This window comes from Aureimonas mangrovi, from assembly GCF_014058705.1.
Classification (GTDB): Bacteria; Pseudomonadota; Alphaproteobacteria; order Rhizobiales; family Rhizobiaceae; genus Aureimonas; species Aureimonas mangrovi.
In genome coordinates this window covers 315,001-329,058 of record NZ_CP059692.1, presented here as the reverse complement: position 1 = coordinate 329,058, position 14,058 = coordinate 315,001, and the positions used below count along the sequence as shown (strand labels likewise).

The window sequence follows — 14,058 nt, the reverse complement described above, 5'->3', positions numbered from 1 at the left end:
GGGATCGGCAGCGCAGCCGAACGTCACGCAGTCTGTTCCTAGCCGATCACCGTCCGCCAGGCAACGGCCCGGAGCCAGGCCCGGCCGTCGACCACACAACTCCGCGCACCCCGGCAGCTTGCAGTCTGCCGAAAAGCTGCGAACCAGCCGAGCCCGCGGAGATGACCGCCGAGGCGGCTCGCACGCATCACGTCACCGCCTCTCGACAAAGAGAAAGGCCCGCGACATCCCTGCCGCGGGCCTTTCGATCGTGAGGTGCCTGCGGGCCCGAAGGCGCGCCGGCAAAAGGCTTACTCGCCCTCGCGGTTCTTCAGAGCCGCGCCGAGGATGTCGCCGAGCGAGGCGCCCGAGTCGGTCGAGCCGTACTGGGCAACCGCTTCCTTCTCTTCCGCGATCTGCAGCGCCTTGATCGACACGCCGACGCGGTGCGCCTTCTTGTCGAACTGCGTGATGCGCGCGTCGACCTTCTGGCCGACCGAGAACTTCTCGGGGCGCTGGTCGTCGCGGTCGCGGGCAAGGTCCGCGCGGCGGATGAAGGAGGTGAGGTCGGTATCGACGATCTTCACCTCGAGGCCGCCGTCGGTCACGCCCGTCACTTCGCAGGTGACGATCGCGCCGCGACGCAGCTCGCCCGCCTCGGCAGCGTTGACGAACGGATCGCCGCCCACCTGCTTCATGCCGAGCGAGATGCGCTCCTTGTCGACATCGACGTCGAGGACCTGCGCCTTGACCATGTCGCCCTTGTTGAACTCCTCGATGACCTGCTCGCCCGGACGGTTCCAGTCGAGGTCGGAGAGGTGGACCATGCCGTCCACGTCGCCGTCGAGGCCGATGAAGAGGCCGAACTCGGTCTTGTTCTTGACCTCGCCCTCGACGATCGTGCCCACCGGGAACATGTCGCGGAACGACTCCCACGGGTTGGCGAGCGTCTGCTTGAGGCCGAGAGAGATGCGGCGCTTAACCGGATCGACCTCGAGCACGACCACTTCGACTTCCTGCGAGGTCGAGAGGATCTTGCCCGGATGGACGTTCTTCTTGGTCCAGCTCATCTCGGAGACGTGGATCAGGCCCTCGATGCCCGGCTCCAGCTCCACGAAGGCGCCGTAGTCGGTGATGTTGGTGACGCGGCCGGTGACCTTCACGCCCATCGGGTACTTGACCCCGATGCCTTCCCAGGGGTCGGCCTCGAGCTGCTTCATGCCCAGCGAGATGCGGTGCGTCTCCTGGTTGATGCGGATGATCTGGACCTTCACCGTCTGGCCGATCTGCAGGATCTCGGTCGGATGGTTGACGCGGCGCCAGGCCATGTCGGTCACGTGCAGCAGGCCGTCGATGCCACCGAGGTCGACGAAGGCGCCGTAGTCGGTGATGTTCTTGACGATACCCTCGACGACCTGACCCTCTTCGAGGTTCTGGACGATCTCGGAGCGCTGCTCGGCGCGGCTCTCTTCGAGGACGGTGCGACGCGAGACGACGATGTTGCCGCGACGCTTGTCCATCTTGAGGATCTGGAAGGGCTGCGGCGTGTTCATCAGCGGGCCGACGTCGCGGATCGGGCGGATGTCGACCTGGCTGCGCGGCAGGAACGCCACAGCGCCGTCGAGGTCGACCGTGAAGCCGCCCTTGACCTGGTTGAAGATCTGGCCTTCGACCTTCTCGCCGGCGTTGAACTTGACCTCGAGCTTGACCCAGCTCTCCTCGCGGCGCGCCTTGTCGCGCGACAGGACGGCCTCGCCCAGCGCGTTCTCGATGCGCTCGACATAGATGTCGACGACATCACCGACCTTCAGGGTGCTCTCGCCGCCCTTCTGGCCGAATTCCTTGAGGGCGACGCGGCCCTCGACCTTCAGGCCGGCGTCGATGACGGCCATGTCCTTCTCGATCGCGACGACCGTTCCCTTGACGACGGCGCCTTCGGCGACGTCATGCTCGTGGAAGGAGGCCTCGAGAAGCGCGGCGAAATCGTCGCGTGAAACTGCTGCGTTGGACATTCGTTCTCCTTGGAACCCGGCGCCCCGTCCTCATGGGGCCGCCCGGGTCGCCGCGCCGGCTGGGTTCGTGTTTCGGGCCTGCCTTCGCGGGGACCAGCCCGGCCTCGAAACGAGGCTCGGGCGACGCTTGCGCCATCGAAGGCGCTTAAGCGTTCGGCGCGGATGGACCGCCGCAGGCAGGAAATGCAATCTTCGTCAGGAGCCCCGGCCGGCGCGATGGGATTTCCCGGCTGTGCCGGAAGACGCGCGAGGGATCAGGCTCCGCCCCGTTCGGCCAGGACGCGATCGACAAGATCGCAGGCCGCCCGGAAGGCCGTTTCTATATCCATTTCGCTGGTGTCGAGCAAGTGCGCGTCGGGGGCGGCCTTCAGCGGCGCCTCCGCACGGCCGGCATCGCGCCGGTCCCGCTCGCGCACTTCCGCAAGGATCGTCTCGTAGTCGACGTCCCGGCCCTTGGCGGCCAGCTCGTCGGTGCGCCGGCGCGCGCGCACTTCGGGGCTGGCGGTGACGAAGAACTTCACTTGCGCGTGCGGGCAGATCACCGTGCCGATGTCCCGCCCGTCGAGGACGGCGCCCTCCGGCCTTGCCGCGAAACCCCGCTGGAAGGCGACGAGCGCGGCGCGCACCGGCGGGTGGACCGCGATGCGCGAGGCGAGTTCGCCGGCTTCCCGCCCGCGCAGCGAGCCGTCGTCGAGGGCGCTTGGTTCAAGCGCCCGCGCCACCGCACCGGCCGCCTGCGGATCGTCGAGGTCGATGCCCGCTTCAGCCGCGCGGCGCCCGACGGCGCGGTAGAGAAGGCCGGTGTCGAGATAGGGCAGCGCGTAGTGGACCGCGAGACGCTTGGCGAGCGTGCCTTTGCCGGCGGCCGCGGGCCCGTCGATCGCGATGGTCAGGGCAGCAGCAGTGGGCTTGGCGGTCGGTAGAGCTTTCATGGCGGTCCTGTCGGGCGTCTCGCCCATGCGGTGTTTCAGCGGCGCGTCCCAGCCCAGCCGGTCGAGGATGACGAGGACGATCGCAAGGAAGCTGCCGATCACGAAGGGGATCGAGAGGAAGAACAGGAAGAGCGCGCCATAGCCCAGAAGCGTCAGCAGCCCTACGACCGCATCCGCCACGCCGTTCCCGGTCTCCACGCTCGCCGGCAAGGGTTGGCCCGCCTCGAGACCGTACAGCGCCAGGACGAGGGCGAGTTCGCGGCCGCGCTCCAGCGCAATGTCGGCGAGCGCCAGGGCGAGAGACAGCGCCATGAGGACGGGCGGCCATGTCATCGACAGGATCGTCGCTGCGAGGCCGCGCCCGCTCTCGCCCATCGCCGCCTTGTGTCGCCGCGCCTTGCGCAGGCCGTAGACCGCGGCCAGCGGCAGGAGCAGCGCGAGGACCACCAGGGTGCCCCGATCGGCGAGGGCCAGCAGGGCGATGCCGACCCCCATCGACAGGAACAGCCAGACGAGCGCCAGAAGCAGCGCAATCCAGAGGAGCCGCGCGGTCCGCACGCTTGGGCGCCTCAGATGGAAGGCCCCCGCGACGAGCGCCAGGGCGAGGATCGCCAGAAGCGCGAACTGGAGCCCGGCCCCGATGACGGCGAGGCCGAAGAGGCTGTCCCCGTCGAACCTCAGCACCGCGCGCCGTCCGGGGTCTGGGCCGCGCTCAACCCGCGACGGGCTCCAGCGTGCCGCCGAGCTCGCTCACGAGGCCGGTGAATTCGGGAAAGCTCGTCGCGATCATCGCCGCGTCGTCCACGCTCACCGGCTCGGGCGTGGCGAGCCCCAGAACGAGGAAGCTCATGGCGATGCGATGGTCGAGATGCGTCGCGACCGTGCCGCCGCCATAGCCCTTCCCGTCCGGCCGCCCGGTCACGGTCAGCCAGTCCTCGCCCTCCTCGTGCGTCACGCCGTTGGCTGCGAGCCCAGCGGCGACGGCGGCGAGGCGATCGCTCTCCTTGACGCGCAGCTCGTCCAGCCCCTCCATCCGCGTCTCCCCTTCCGCAAAGGCGGCGGCGACGGCCAGCACCGGATATTCGTCGATCATCGAGGGCGCGCGCTCGGCCGGCACGTCGACGCCGCGCAGCGCGCTGTGGCGCACGCGAAGGTCCGCGACGTCCTCGCCACCGGAGACGCGCCGGTTCAGGATCTCGATCGAGGCGCCCATCTCGATCAGCGTTTCGATCAGCCCCGTGCGCGTCGGGTTCATCAGGGCGTTCTCGATCGTCACGTCCGAGCCCGGCACGATCAGCGCGGCGACGACGAGGAAGGCCGCCGAGGACGGATCGCCCGGAACGGCGAAGTCGGAGACACCGGAAAGTCTGCCCTGCCCTTCGAGGCGGATGGTGCGCACGCTAGCCGCGTCCGTCTCCACGCTCAGCGCCGCGCCGAAGCCCTGCAGCATCTTCTCGGTGTGATCGCGCGTCATCACCGGCTCGATCACGGTGGTCACGCCCGGCGCGTTGAGGCCCGCCAGCAGCACCGCCGATTTCACCTGCGCAGAGGCCATGGGCACGCGATACTCGATCGGGGCGGCGGCGCGCGGGCCCTGCAGCGTCAGCGGCAGGCGCCCTTTGGAGCGCGAGAGCACCTGCGTACCCATCAGGCGCAGCGGATCGAGGACGCGGCCCATCGGGCGCGCCGAGAGCGAAGCGTCCCCGACGAAGGTGGCGGCGAAGTCGTAGGTGCCGACGAGGCCCATGGTCAGCCGGGCGCCGGTGCCGGCATTGCCGAAATCGAGCGCGGCCTCGGGCTCCAGGAGGCAGCCATTGCCGACGCCGTCAACCACCCAGGCCTTGCCGTCGCGCTCGATGCGCGCGCCCATCGCACGCATGGCCCGGCCGGTGGCCAGAACGTCCTCGCCTTCCAGCAGGCCGGTGACGCGCGTGCGGCCTGCTGCGAGCCCGCCGAACAGGAAGGCGCGGTGGGAGATCGACTTGTCGCCCGGCACGCGCACGGAACCCGTCAGGGCGCGCCCCGCCGCCGCGCGCATCGCCTGCGCCTGTCCACCGTGACCGGCCATTCTCGCCTCGCTTGTCTTCAGAGCTTCCCGCGACCGCCTAGCATGGCTGCCGCCCGGCCGTCACCTGCCGTGCGCAGGGCGAGGGAATCGCGCTTTGACAAGGCGGAAACGACGCCGTAAGGGACCTTCCGATTTCCCGGCGGCCAATGTCATGTTCTGCTTGGCCATCGCGGCGTGCGGCTCTCGATTCGGGGCGCCCGCCCGCCCATCTGTAAGATCGAGAACGAGGCGTTCATGGCGAATCCCGAACTTGGCACCAAGCGCGTCTGCCCCGAGACGGGCCGCAAATTCTACGACCTGAACAAGGACCCGATCGTCTCGCCCTTCACGGGCAAGGAGTATCCCCTCTCCTTCTTCGAGACGGTGAAGTCCGGCGGGCGCACCTCGACCAAGCGGGAAGAGGAAGAAGAGGTCGAGGAGGTGGAGACCACGGAGGAGAGCGAGAACGAGGAGACGGTCTCGCTGTCCGACGTGGAGGAAGAAGAGAACGACGACGGCAAGTCCGACATGCCCGATGTCGACGAGGATGACGACGTCGAGATCGAGGACGACGACAACGACGCCGACACCTTCCTCGAGGAAGACGAGGACGATGACGACGACATGACCGACATCATCGGTGGTCGCGACGACGAGGAAGACGTTTGAGCCAGGGCCGAACGCGCTGTGGCCGGCGCCGCGTCACGGCGCCGGCTCGTCCCGCGAAGCGATGCTGCGCCGGTGACGGAATACGGGTGAAGAAAAACTGTCATCTTGGGCGCGAAGCCCTTCGGGTCGCTTGATCTTCCGGAAAGTTTCGAATACGAACCCGCCAACGAGTTCGACCCGCTCCCAAGCGGGTCCTTCGGGCCCTCCGGCCCGACGAACGGTTCGCCGGCCCGCCCGGCGCATGGGGCCATAGCTCAGTTGGGAGAGCGCTTGAATGGCATTCAAGAGGTCGTCGGTTCGATCCCGATTGGCTCCACCAGACATTCTGTGAAGACAGACGAAACGGCCTTCCGCGCGGGAGGCCGTTTTTCGTTTGACCGCCCCGCGACGCGGACGCGCAGAGATCGTTCATCGAATACGCCCTCCGCGAAAGCCGAATGCGGCTTTTCATCTGTGGACGCCCCCTTGGGCGCAAGTGGTTTTTGTCGGGTTGGCACGATGTCGGATGCTGCCATCTGTCCGGCCTCTGATGCAGCGCATGGCTGCGGGCCCGTATGGGAGTTCGCGGACCGGAACCAAAACACCCAGAGCGTGCTCGATGGCACGGTGGAAAGCACTGGTTCTTCCGGCCCCGTCTCGCCGACTGTTATGCCATACCCTCCTTCGACCGACCTCGCGTTCCGACGGCCTCTGACGACGACCCCGGCTTACGCCGCGACCGCCATCGGAGCTCGGTAAGTTCCGCCCTTCGCCAGAAGGGCCCAGACAATGCGCGCCATCTTGTTGGCGAGTGCGACCGTCACCAGCATGCGCGGCTTGCGCGCCAGCATCTGCTCCAGCCACGATCCCTTCGCGGTGCCGCGCCGCGTGGCCTGGATGATCACCGCGCTGGCCCCGATGATCAGAAGGCGACGCAGCGTTCGCTCACCCATCTTCGAGGTCGCGCCGAGCTTCTGCTTGCCCCCGGTCGAGTGCTGTAACGGTGTCAGGCCGACCCAGGCGGCGAAGTCCCGCCCCTTAGCGAAGGTCTCGGCTGCCGGCGCCAGGGCCAGCAGCGCCGTCGCGGTAATCGGCCCGATCCCGGGAATGGTCATCAACCGCCGCGCCGTCTCCTGCTCGCAGGCACGCTGGGCGATCTCCTTGTCGAGAGCGATGATGCGCTCGTTGAGATCGACGAGGACGTCGAGCATGACGCGGAACATTGAGACCGCTGCCGGCGGCAACGAGGCCCCCAGCTCGTCGTCGAGCAGATCACTCAGCATCGAGACATAGGCAGGCCCCTTCGGCGCAACCCAGCCATACTCGGTCAGATGACCGCGAATGGCATTGATGAGCTGGGTGCGCTGGCGAACGAGGAGGTCCCTGGTCCGGAACACGAGGGCCGATGCCTGCTGCTCCTCGCTCTTAACGGCCACGAAGCGCATGGTTGGTCGCTGCGCCGCCTCGCAGATCGCCTCGGCATCCACCGCATCGTTCTTGTGCCGCTTCACGAACGGCTTCACGTAGGCAGGCGGGATCAGTCGAACCTCATGGCCCAGCGCCGTCAGCTCGCGAGCCCAATGGTGGGCCCCGCCGCACGCCTCCAGCGCCACGATGCAGCGTGGCTGCGCGGCGAAGAAGGCCAGTAGCTTTGCCCGCGTCAGGCGCTTGGAGAAAACGCCGCGGCCGCGCTCGTCGGCGCCATGGGCGTGGAACACGGTCTTCGCGATATCCAGGCCGATCGTGGTAACCTCGGACACGGACGCCTCCTGTGAATGGTTGAAACGCCCATTCTGGCGCGACGATGCCGTCGGGGCGTCCACCCCATCACCCGCCGCTCAGAACGACAAAGGACCGTGTTCCTTCACCTCCTTCATCACGAAGAATGTGCGGATTTGGCGCACGCCCGGCAGCGTCAGCAGCCGTTCGCCGTGCAGTTTGTTGAAGCCGCCGATGTCGCGTACGCGCACTTTCAGAAGATAGTCGAACTCACCGGCGACGAGGTGGCAGTCCAGCACCTCCTTCATGCCCGTCACGGCGCCCTCGAAGGCTGCGAAGCTTTCGGGCGTCGAGCGATCGAGCACGACGCCGACGAGGACCAGCACGCCGAGCCCGACGGCGTTGGGATCCACTTCGGCGCGCACGCTGCGAACGAAGCCTTCGTCGACAAGGCGCTGGGTGCGGCGGTGGCATGTGGCCGGGCTGGCATTCACCCTCGCGGCGAGTTCCGCGTTGCTCAGGCGACCATTGCCCTGCAGCACGCGGAGAATCCGCAAGTCCGTTCGATCCAGCGTCGAAGCTTCTTCCATTTCTGTGCGTCCGATTGAAAGAAATGCCTCCCGGCGAAAGAAATCCGATTTGCTCGCAGCGCGAAAGCCTCGACTTTCGAGAGCACCTTTCGCCTTGCCTTTACTATCCTTTGGGCTCTCATTGACCACGGAGCCCCACCTATGTCCCTGCTCACGCGCTTCGATCGTTATCCCCTCACCTTCGGCCCGACGCCGATCGAGCATCTGCGGCGCCTGACCGCCGCGCTCGGTGGAAAAGTCGAGATCTTCGCCAAGCGCGAGGACTGCAATTCGGGGCTGGCGATGGGCGGCAACAAGCTGCGCAAGCTCGAATACATCGTGCCGGATGCCATCGCGTCCGGTGCCGACACGCTGGTGTCGATCGGCGGCGTGCAGTCGAACCACACGCGCATGGTGGCCGCGACGGCCGCAAAGCTTGGGATGAAGTGTGTCGTCATCCAGGAAAGCTGGGTGCCGCACCATGACGCCGTCTACGACCGCGTCGGCAATATCATGATGACCCGCCTGATGGGCGCCGATTCGCGTCTCGTCGAAGACGGCTTCGACATCGGCATCCGCAGGAGCTGGGAGGACGCGATCCGCTCGGTGGAAGAGGCCGGCGGCAAACCCTACCCCATCCCCGCGGGGGCTTCGGTCCACAAATACGGTGCGCTCGGCTATGTGGGCTTCGCCGAAGAGGTCGCAGCCCAGGAGGCGGACCTCGGTTTCCGCTTCGATTACATCGTGGTCTGCGTCGTGACGGGCTCCACTCAGGCCGGAATGATCGTCGGCTTCGCGGCACAGGACCGCGCCGAGAGCGTCATCGGCATCGACGCATCCGGGACGCCGGAACAGACCCGCTCGCAGGTTCGCGGGATTGTGGACAACGCGGCGGAACTCGTCGAGCTCGGCCGCGCCGTACGCGAAGACGAGATCGTCATCAATCCGGACTACGCCTATCCGGCCTACGGTGTGCCGTCGCAGGAGACGAGTGCGGCGATCCGGCTCGGCGCACGCACGGAGGGCATGATCACCGACCCGGTCTATGAGGGAAAATCGCTGCAGGGCCTGATCGACCTCGTCGGCAAGGGCTTCTTCCCGGCCGATTCTCGGGTACTTTACGTCCATCTGGGAGGTGCGCCGGCTCTGAATGGGTATGCGGGCTATTACGGGCAGGGTTGATGGTGGCCGCTTCCATGCTCGCCCAGCCGTGCCGCTCTGTCCCAACGACCGTGTTCAGGCATGCAGTTCATGGGCTTTTACGCGGCATACGGACGGTTGCTACGTTGCTCGGGCTTTTATGAGGAGCTGAGCGGGCGTGCCGTGATGCGTTTGCGGCGTGCCGGGCGCGGTTCGTGCTTCGTGCTGGCAGCCTGCGGCCTTTGGTCGTGGGCTTTTTCGATTGCGTCTGCTGCCCCGTGCGTTTTCGATGGAAGCATCACGCTGCGCGCCGCTCTGATGGACCCGCCGTCCGCCGCGCCCGGTACAACGTGGCGACGAGGCTGCCTGGGGCTGCCGGGGCTGAGCCCGCCTTTGTGGCCTCGGTTGCCATAGCTGCCCATAGCTGCACCGGGGTCGCCCAACCTGACGGACCAATTTTGTCAGCGCCGCCCATGGCGGTCCGACCGTCCGCAGCTTGTCTGCGGAACGCCGTCGCGGTCCCATGCGTGCCGGTGCGAGGCAGCGTTCGGCCCTGCCTCGTCGACCGCCCCCTTCCGGCCCGGCGGCTGCCGTCTTCGCCCTTCGCAGGACCGACCGCGGCCCTTTGCCGCCTTCGCGCGGCAGGCATCCCGGCTGCGCCGTCGGTGTCCTTGCGCCCGCGCGGCGCCTTGATCTTGTCCGCGCCGGGTGGTGTCGCGGAAGGCGCGCACGGCATTGTTTCGGCGGCCAGAGCCTTGTGCTGCGCAAGCCCGGCCCTGCGCGCCCCTCTTCGCCCGGCGCTTTCCCCGTCATCGAGCCCCGCTCGCACTCTGCCTGCGTGCGACTACGGCCTCGCAGTGGCGGCGCCGGCGACGACGGGCCCGGCCTGGATTTCACAGATCGGCGGGGGACAGGACCCTACGGCATGGGGTGCCGGCGAATGGCAAGTCGTTGGCCGGAACGCAGAAACGCCCCGCCGGATTTCTCCGGACGGGGCGTTTAAGGTGTCGAGATGGAAGAGAACTGGATGATGCGATTTGCAGACCTGGCAGCGACCGACTTTCCCGCGTCTTAAGACGAAGTATCATAGGCGCTGAGGCGTTTCACGGCCGTGTTCGGAATGGGAACGGGTGCAGCCACCTCGCTGGAACCACCAGGTCGGCAAATGGCATCAATTCTGGAAGCTTTGCTTCTCGCCTCACGCCGATCGCCTGCGGGGCGATCGTCTGCAGCGGGCCGGAACCTGAAGGTTCCGCCGGCTCCTTCGAGCCGATCCTCGATCCCCGTCGGATCTCGGAAGGCGCCTGCTCCTCGAGAGAAGAGCATGCGAGGCGATAAGCTGGTCCATGTTGAAGAGAATACGGCAGTCCCGACCCGCAAGAGGTCGGCGGACCTGATGGCCCGGCCCTCCGCAGGCAACCGGCCAGATGCCGGTTGGCGGGAGGAGACTGCTGAAGAGACAATGTTCATTCGGGCAGGGCCCGAGATGAACATTGGCGAATGAGAACGATCAAGCCGATCGAGCTATTAGTACCGGTAAGCTTCATGCGTTGCCGCACTTCCACACCCGGCCTATCAACGTGGTGGTCTTCCACGGCTCTGATAGGGAATACTCGTTTCCAGGTGGGTTTCCCGCTTAGATGCCTTCAGCGGTTATCCCGACCGTACATAGCTACCCTGCACTGCGGCTGGCGCCACAACAGGTCCACCAGAGGTACGTCCATCCCGGTCCTCTCGTACTAGGGACAGATCCTGTCAATATTCCTGCACCCACGGCAGATAGGGACCGAACTGTCTCACGACGTTCTGAACCCAGCTCACGTACCGCTTTAATTGGCGAACAGCCAAACCCTTGGGACCTGCTCCAGCCCCAGGATGCGATGAGCCGACATCGAGGTGCCAAACAACCCCGTCGATATGGACTCTTGGGGGTCATCAGCCTGTTATCCCCGGCGTACCTTTTATCCGTTGAGCGATGGCCCTTCCACGCGGGACCACCGGATCACTATGACCGACTTTCGTCTCTGCTCGACATGTCCGTCTCGCAGTCAGGCGGGCTTATGCCATTGCACTCGACGACCGATTTCCGACCGGTCTGAGCCCACCATCGCGCGCCTCCGTTACTCTTTGGGAGGCGACCGCCCCAGTCAAACTACCCACCATACACTGTCCCGGACCCGGATGACGGGCCGCGGTTAGACATCCATGACGAGAAGGGTGGTATTTCAAGGATGGCTCCACGCGAGCTGGCGCCCACGCTTCAAAGCCTACCACCTATCCTACACATGCCGACACGAATGCCAGTGTAAAGCTATAGTAAAGGTGCACGGGGTCTTTCCGTCTGACCGCAGGAACCCCGCATCTTCACGGGGAATTCAATTTCACTGAGTCCGCACTGGAGACAGCGGGGAAGTCGTTACGCCATTCGTGCAGGTCGGAACTTACCCGACAAGGAATTTCGCTACCTTAGGACCGTTATAGTTACGGCCGCCGTTTACTGGGGCTTCGATTCAAAGCTTGCACCTCTCCTCTTAACCTTCCAGCACCGGGCAGGCGTCAGACCCTATACGTCGTCTTTCGACTTCGCAGAGCCCTGTGTTTTTGATAAACAGTCGCTACCCCCTGGTCTGTGCCACCTCACAAAACTTGCGTCCTGCGAGGTCACGCTTCTTCCGAAGTTACGCGTGCAATTTGCCGAGTTCCTTCAGTGCGGTTCTCTCAAGCGCCTTGGTATACTCTACCAGTCCACCTGTGTCGGTTTCGGGTACGGTCTATACGGTGGGGCTATTTCCTGGGACCCCTTCGCTGCACAACCAATCCGATAAGGATGTACAACACACGGAATCCGTCACTCACCACCAGGCCCACGATTATTAACGTGGTTCCCATCGACTACGCCTTTCGGCCTCGCCTTAGGGGCCGGCTAACCCTGCTCAGATTAACTTTAAGCAGGAACCCTTGGACTTTCGGCGAGGGTGTCTCTCACACCCTTTATCGTTACTCATGTCAGCATTCGCACTTCCGATACCTCCAGCGGCCCTCACGGGTCCGCCTTCACAGGCCTACGGAACGCTCCGCTACCGCGTGCAGTAAACTGCACACCCACAGCTTCGGTGTATGGCTTGAGCCCCGGTACATTTTCGGCGCAAGAACCCTTAAATCTAGACCAGTGAGCTGTTACGCTTTCTTTAAATGATGGCTGCTTCTAAGCCAACATCCTGGTTGTTTTGGGATCCTCACATCCTTTCCCACTTAGCCATAACTTGGGGACCTTAGCTGGTGGTCAGGGTTGTTTCCCTCTCCACGACGGACGTTAGCACCCGCCGTGTGTCTGCCGGACAGTACTTCCAGGTATTCGGAGTTTGATTGGGTTTGGTAAGACGGTGAGTCCCCCTAGCCCATTCAGTGCTCTACCCCCTGGAGTATTCATCCGACGCTCTACCTAAATAGATTTCGCGGAGAACCAGCTATTTCCGAGTTTGATTGGCCTTTCACCCCTAGCCACAAGTCATCCCAATCTATTGCAACAGATGCGGGTTCGGTCCTTCAGTGCGTGTTACCGCACCTTCAACCTGCTCATGGCTAGATCACTCGGTTTCGGGTCTAATCCGACGAACTGAACGCCCTGTTCAGACTCGCTTTCGCTGCGCCTACACCTATCGGCTTAAGCTCGCTCGCCAGACTAAGTCGCTGACCCATTATACAAAAGGTACGCGGTCACCAATGATGGCTCCCACTGTTTGTAGGCATCCGGTTTCAGGTTCTCTTTCACTCCCCTTGTCGGGGTGCTTTTCACCTTTCCCTCACGGTACTGGTTCGCTATCGGTCATGCACGAGTACTTAGGCTTGGAGGGTGGTCCCCCCAATTTCAGACAGGATTTCACGTGTCCCGCCTTACTCGAGGACCTTGCAGAGCATTGCGCCTACGGGACTGTCACCCACTTATGTCCAGCTTTCCAACTGGTTCGGCTTCTCTCTTGCAAGGCCACTGGCCTGGTCCGCGTTCGCTCGCCGCTACTGACGGAGTCTCGGTTGATGTCCTTTCCTTCGGGTACTTAGATGTTTCAGTTCCCCGAGTTCGCTTCTAACCCCTATGTATTCAGAGTCAGATACCTCTTTGATGACCTCTAGAAACCAGAAGGGTTTTTGCGTCGCTCACGCCGACCGGCCAAGGGCCGACCGTCTGCGCTGGCGCGGGCCAACAGACCCGACGGCCGTTCGGCCTTGCGATCCCAATCGGGATCGAGGCGTCCAGCCGTCCAAAACCATTCTAATTTTCTAGAGATCGAGGTGGGTTGCCCCATTCGGAAATCCACGGATCAAAGCTTATTCGCAGCTCCCCATGGCTTATCGCAGCGTATCACGTCCTTCATCGCCTGTGCATGCCAAGGCATTCACCAGATGCCCTTAAGACACTTGATCGTTCTCATCGCCAATGCTCATCAATTCCGTTTCCGCTCACGCCGACGATCTATCGAGATCGCCGTCTACGCGGGGCGCGCGGCACGAGCCGCGACGGCCGTTCGGCCTTGCCTCAGCATCTTGCGATGCCTCGGTTTGGCGTTCCTGTCGTCGAGGAGCGTGCTGAAGGCCAGGAATGAGAGAGACGAACATTGTCGCTTCATTCTCTTCGGACATCCTCAACACCGGCCCGCGTGCAACGGGTGACGGCGTCCTGCGAGGACGTCCAGCCATTTGAGACAAACGCTCGAACCGCCTTGGAGAGGTTCGGGCGCATCTTCTCGAATGGCAAAAAGACCAGCTTCCAGAGACGGGCCCCGATGATGGCGGTCAGGCACATCAATCGGTGATCGCAACAAGGCCGAAGCCTTACCGCGACCGGGTATGGCGCAGAGCGTGAACCCAGGAGGCGATGAACCTTCTGGCACCCTGCCCCGGACAGGATCGCATCGCGACTTAAGCGCAAGCGATCCTTCAGGACCCGTCTTCTCTTCACATTGTCATCAGAACAGGCAGACACTCGGCCCGAATGGCCAAGGCTGCAAACCTTT

Annotated in this window: 7 protein-coding genes, 1 tRNA gene and 2 rRNA genes; 3 read left to right on the top strand and 7 right to left on the bottom strand. The window is 64.4% G+C overall.

What is annotated here, in order from left to right; translation table 11 throughout:
• Window positions 1–290 precede the first annotated feature (290 nt).
• From rpsA to aroA, 3 genes are all read right to left on the bottom strand, one after another.
• Window positions 291–1,991 carry a 30S ribosomal protein S1 gene (gene rpsA / locus H1343_RS01515; RefSeq protein WP_185984232.1) on the bottom strand — a complete coding sequence of 567 codons (1,701 nt, stop codon included), beginning with the start codon at window positions 1,989–1,991 and terminating at the stop codon, window positions 291–293.
• Between the two features lie 254 nt (window positions 1,992–2,245).
• Entirely contained in the window at window positions 2,246–2,923 is a 678-nt protein-coding gene (gene cmk, locus H1343_RS01510; protein ID WP_185985413.1) for a (d)CMP kinase, read from the bottom strand.
• A gap of 712 nt (window positions 2,924–3,635) precedes the next feature.
• Window positions 3,636–4,991 carry a 3-phosphoshikimate 1-carboxyvinyltransferase gene (aroA, locus tag H1343_RS01505; RefSeq protein WP_246333192.1) on the bottom strand — a complete coding sequence of 452 codons (1,356 nt, stop codon included), beginning with the start codon at window positions 4,989–4,991 and terminating at the stop codon, window positions 3,636–3,638.
• Window positions 4,992–5,225: 234 nt separating this feature from the next.
• Between aroA and H1343_RS01500 the strand changes: the two genes are divergently transcribed.
• Both H1343_RS01500 and H1343_RS01495 read left to right on the top strand, forming a co-directional pair.
• Entirely contained in the window at window positions 5,226–5,639 is a 414-nt protein-coding gene (locus tag H1343_RS01500) for a TIGR02300 family protein (RefSeq protein ID WP_185984231.1), read from the top strand.
• Between the two features lie 243 nt (window positions 5,640–5,882).
• Window positions 5,883–5,958: transfer RNA gene (locus H1343_RS01495), tRNA-Ala, on the top strand.
• A 388-nt stretch (window positions 5,959–6,346) separates the two neighbouring features.
• On the opposite strand, the gene H1343_RS01490 is transcribed toward H1343_RS01495, so the two are convergent.
• Together H1343_RS01490 and H1343_RS01485 are read right to left on the bottom strand one after the other, a co-directional pair.
• Complete coding sequence (locus tag H1343_RS01490; protein WP_185984230.1) at window positions 6,347–7,378, bottom strand: IS110 family RNA-guided transposase; 1,032 nt, start codon at window positions 7,376–7,378, stop codon at window positions 6,347–6,349.
• A gap of 78 nt (window positions 7,379–7,456) precedes the next feature.
• Window positions 7,457–7,927 (bottom strand): Lrp/AsnC family transcriptional regulator, encoded by a 471-nt coding sequence (locus tag H1343_RS01485; protein WP_185984229.1) that lies wholly within the window; start codon window positions 7,925–7,927, stop codon window positions 7,457–7,459.
• Window positions 7,928–8,068: 141 nt separating this feature from the next.
• Here H1343_RS01485 and H1343_RS01480 point away from each other — a divergent pair, with 141 nt between their 5' ends.
• A complete protein-coding gene (locus H1343_RS01480) occupies window positions 8,069–9,088 on the top strand; it encodes a 1-aminocyclopropane-1-carboxylate deaminase (protein ID WP_185984228.1) in 1,020 nt (339 codons plus the stop codon).
• Between the two features lie 1,001 nt (window positions 9,089–10,089).
• On the opposite strand, the gene rrf is transcribed toward H1343_RS01480, so the two are convergent.
• Window positions 10,090–10,204, bottom strand: a 5S ribosomal RNA gene (gene rrf / locus H1343_RS01475).
• Window positions 10,205–10,552: 348 nt separating this feature from the next.
• A 23S ribosomal RNA gene (locus H1343_RS01470) occupies window positions 10,553–13,468 on the bottom strand.
• Window positions 13,469–14,058 lie beyond the last annotated feature (590 nt).

Coding starts and splice junctions, on each gene's coding strand:
- H1343_RS01485 (WP_185984229.1), bottom strand. CDS start 7,927: ATGGAAGAAGCTTCGACGCTGGATCGAACGGACTTGCGGATTCTCCGC.
- rpsA (WP_185984232.1), bottom strand. CDS start 1,991: ATGTCCAACGCAGCAGTTTCACGCGACGATTTCGCCGCGCTTCTCGAG.
- cmk (WP_185985413.1), bottom strand. CDS start 2,923: ATGAAAGCTCTACCGACCGCCAAGCCCACTGCTGCTGCCCTGACCATC.
- H1343_RS01500 (WP_185984231.1), top strand. CDS start 5,226: ATGGCGAATCCCGAACTTGGCACCAAGCGCGTCTGCCCCGAGACGGGC.
- H1343_RS01480 (WP_185984228.1), top strand. CDS start 8,069: ATGTCCCTGCTCACGCGCTTCGATCGTTATCCCCTCACCTTCGGCCCG.
- aroA (WP_246333192.1), bottom strand. CDS start 4,991: ATGGCCGGTCACGGTGGACAGGCGCAGGCGATGCGCGCGGCGGCGGGG.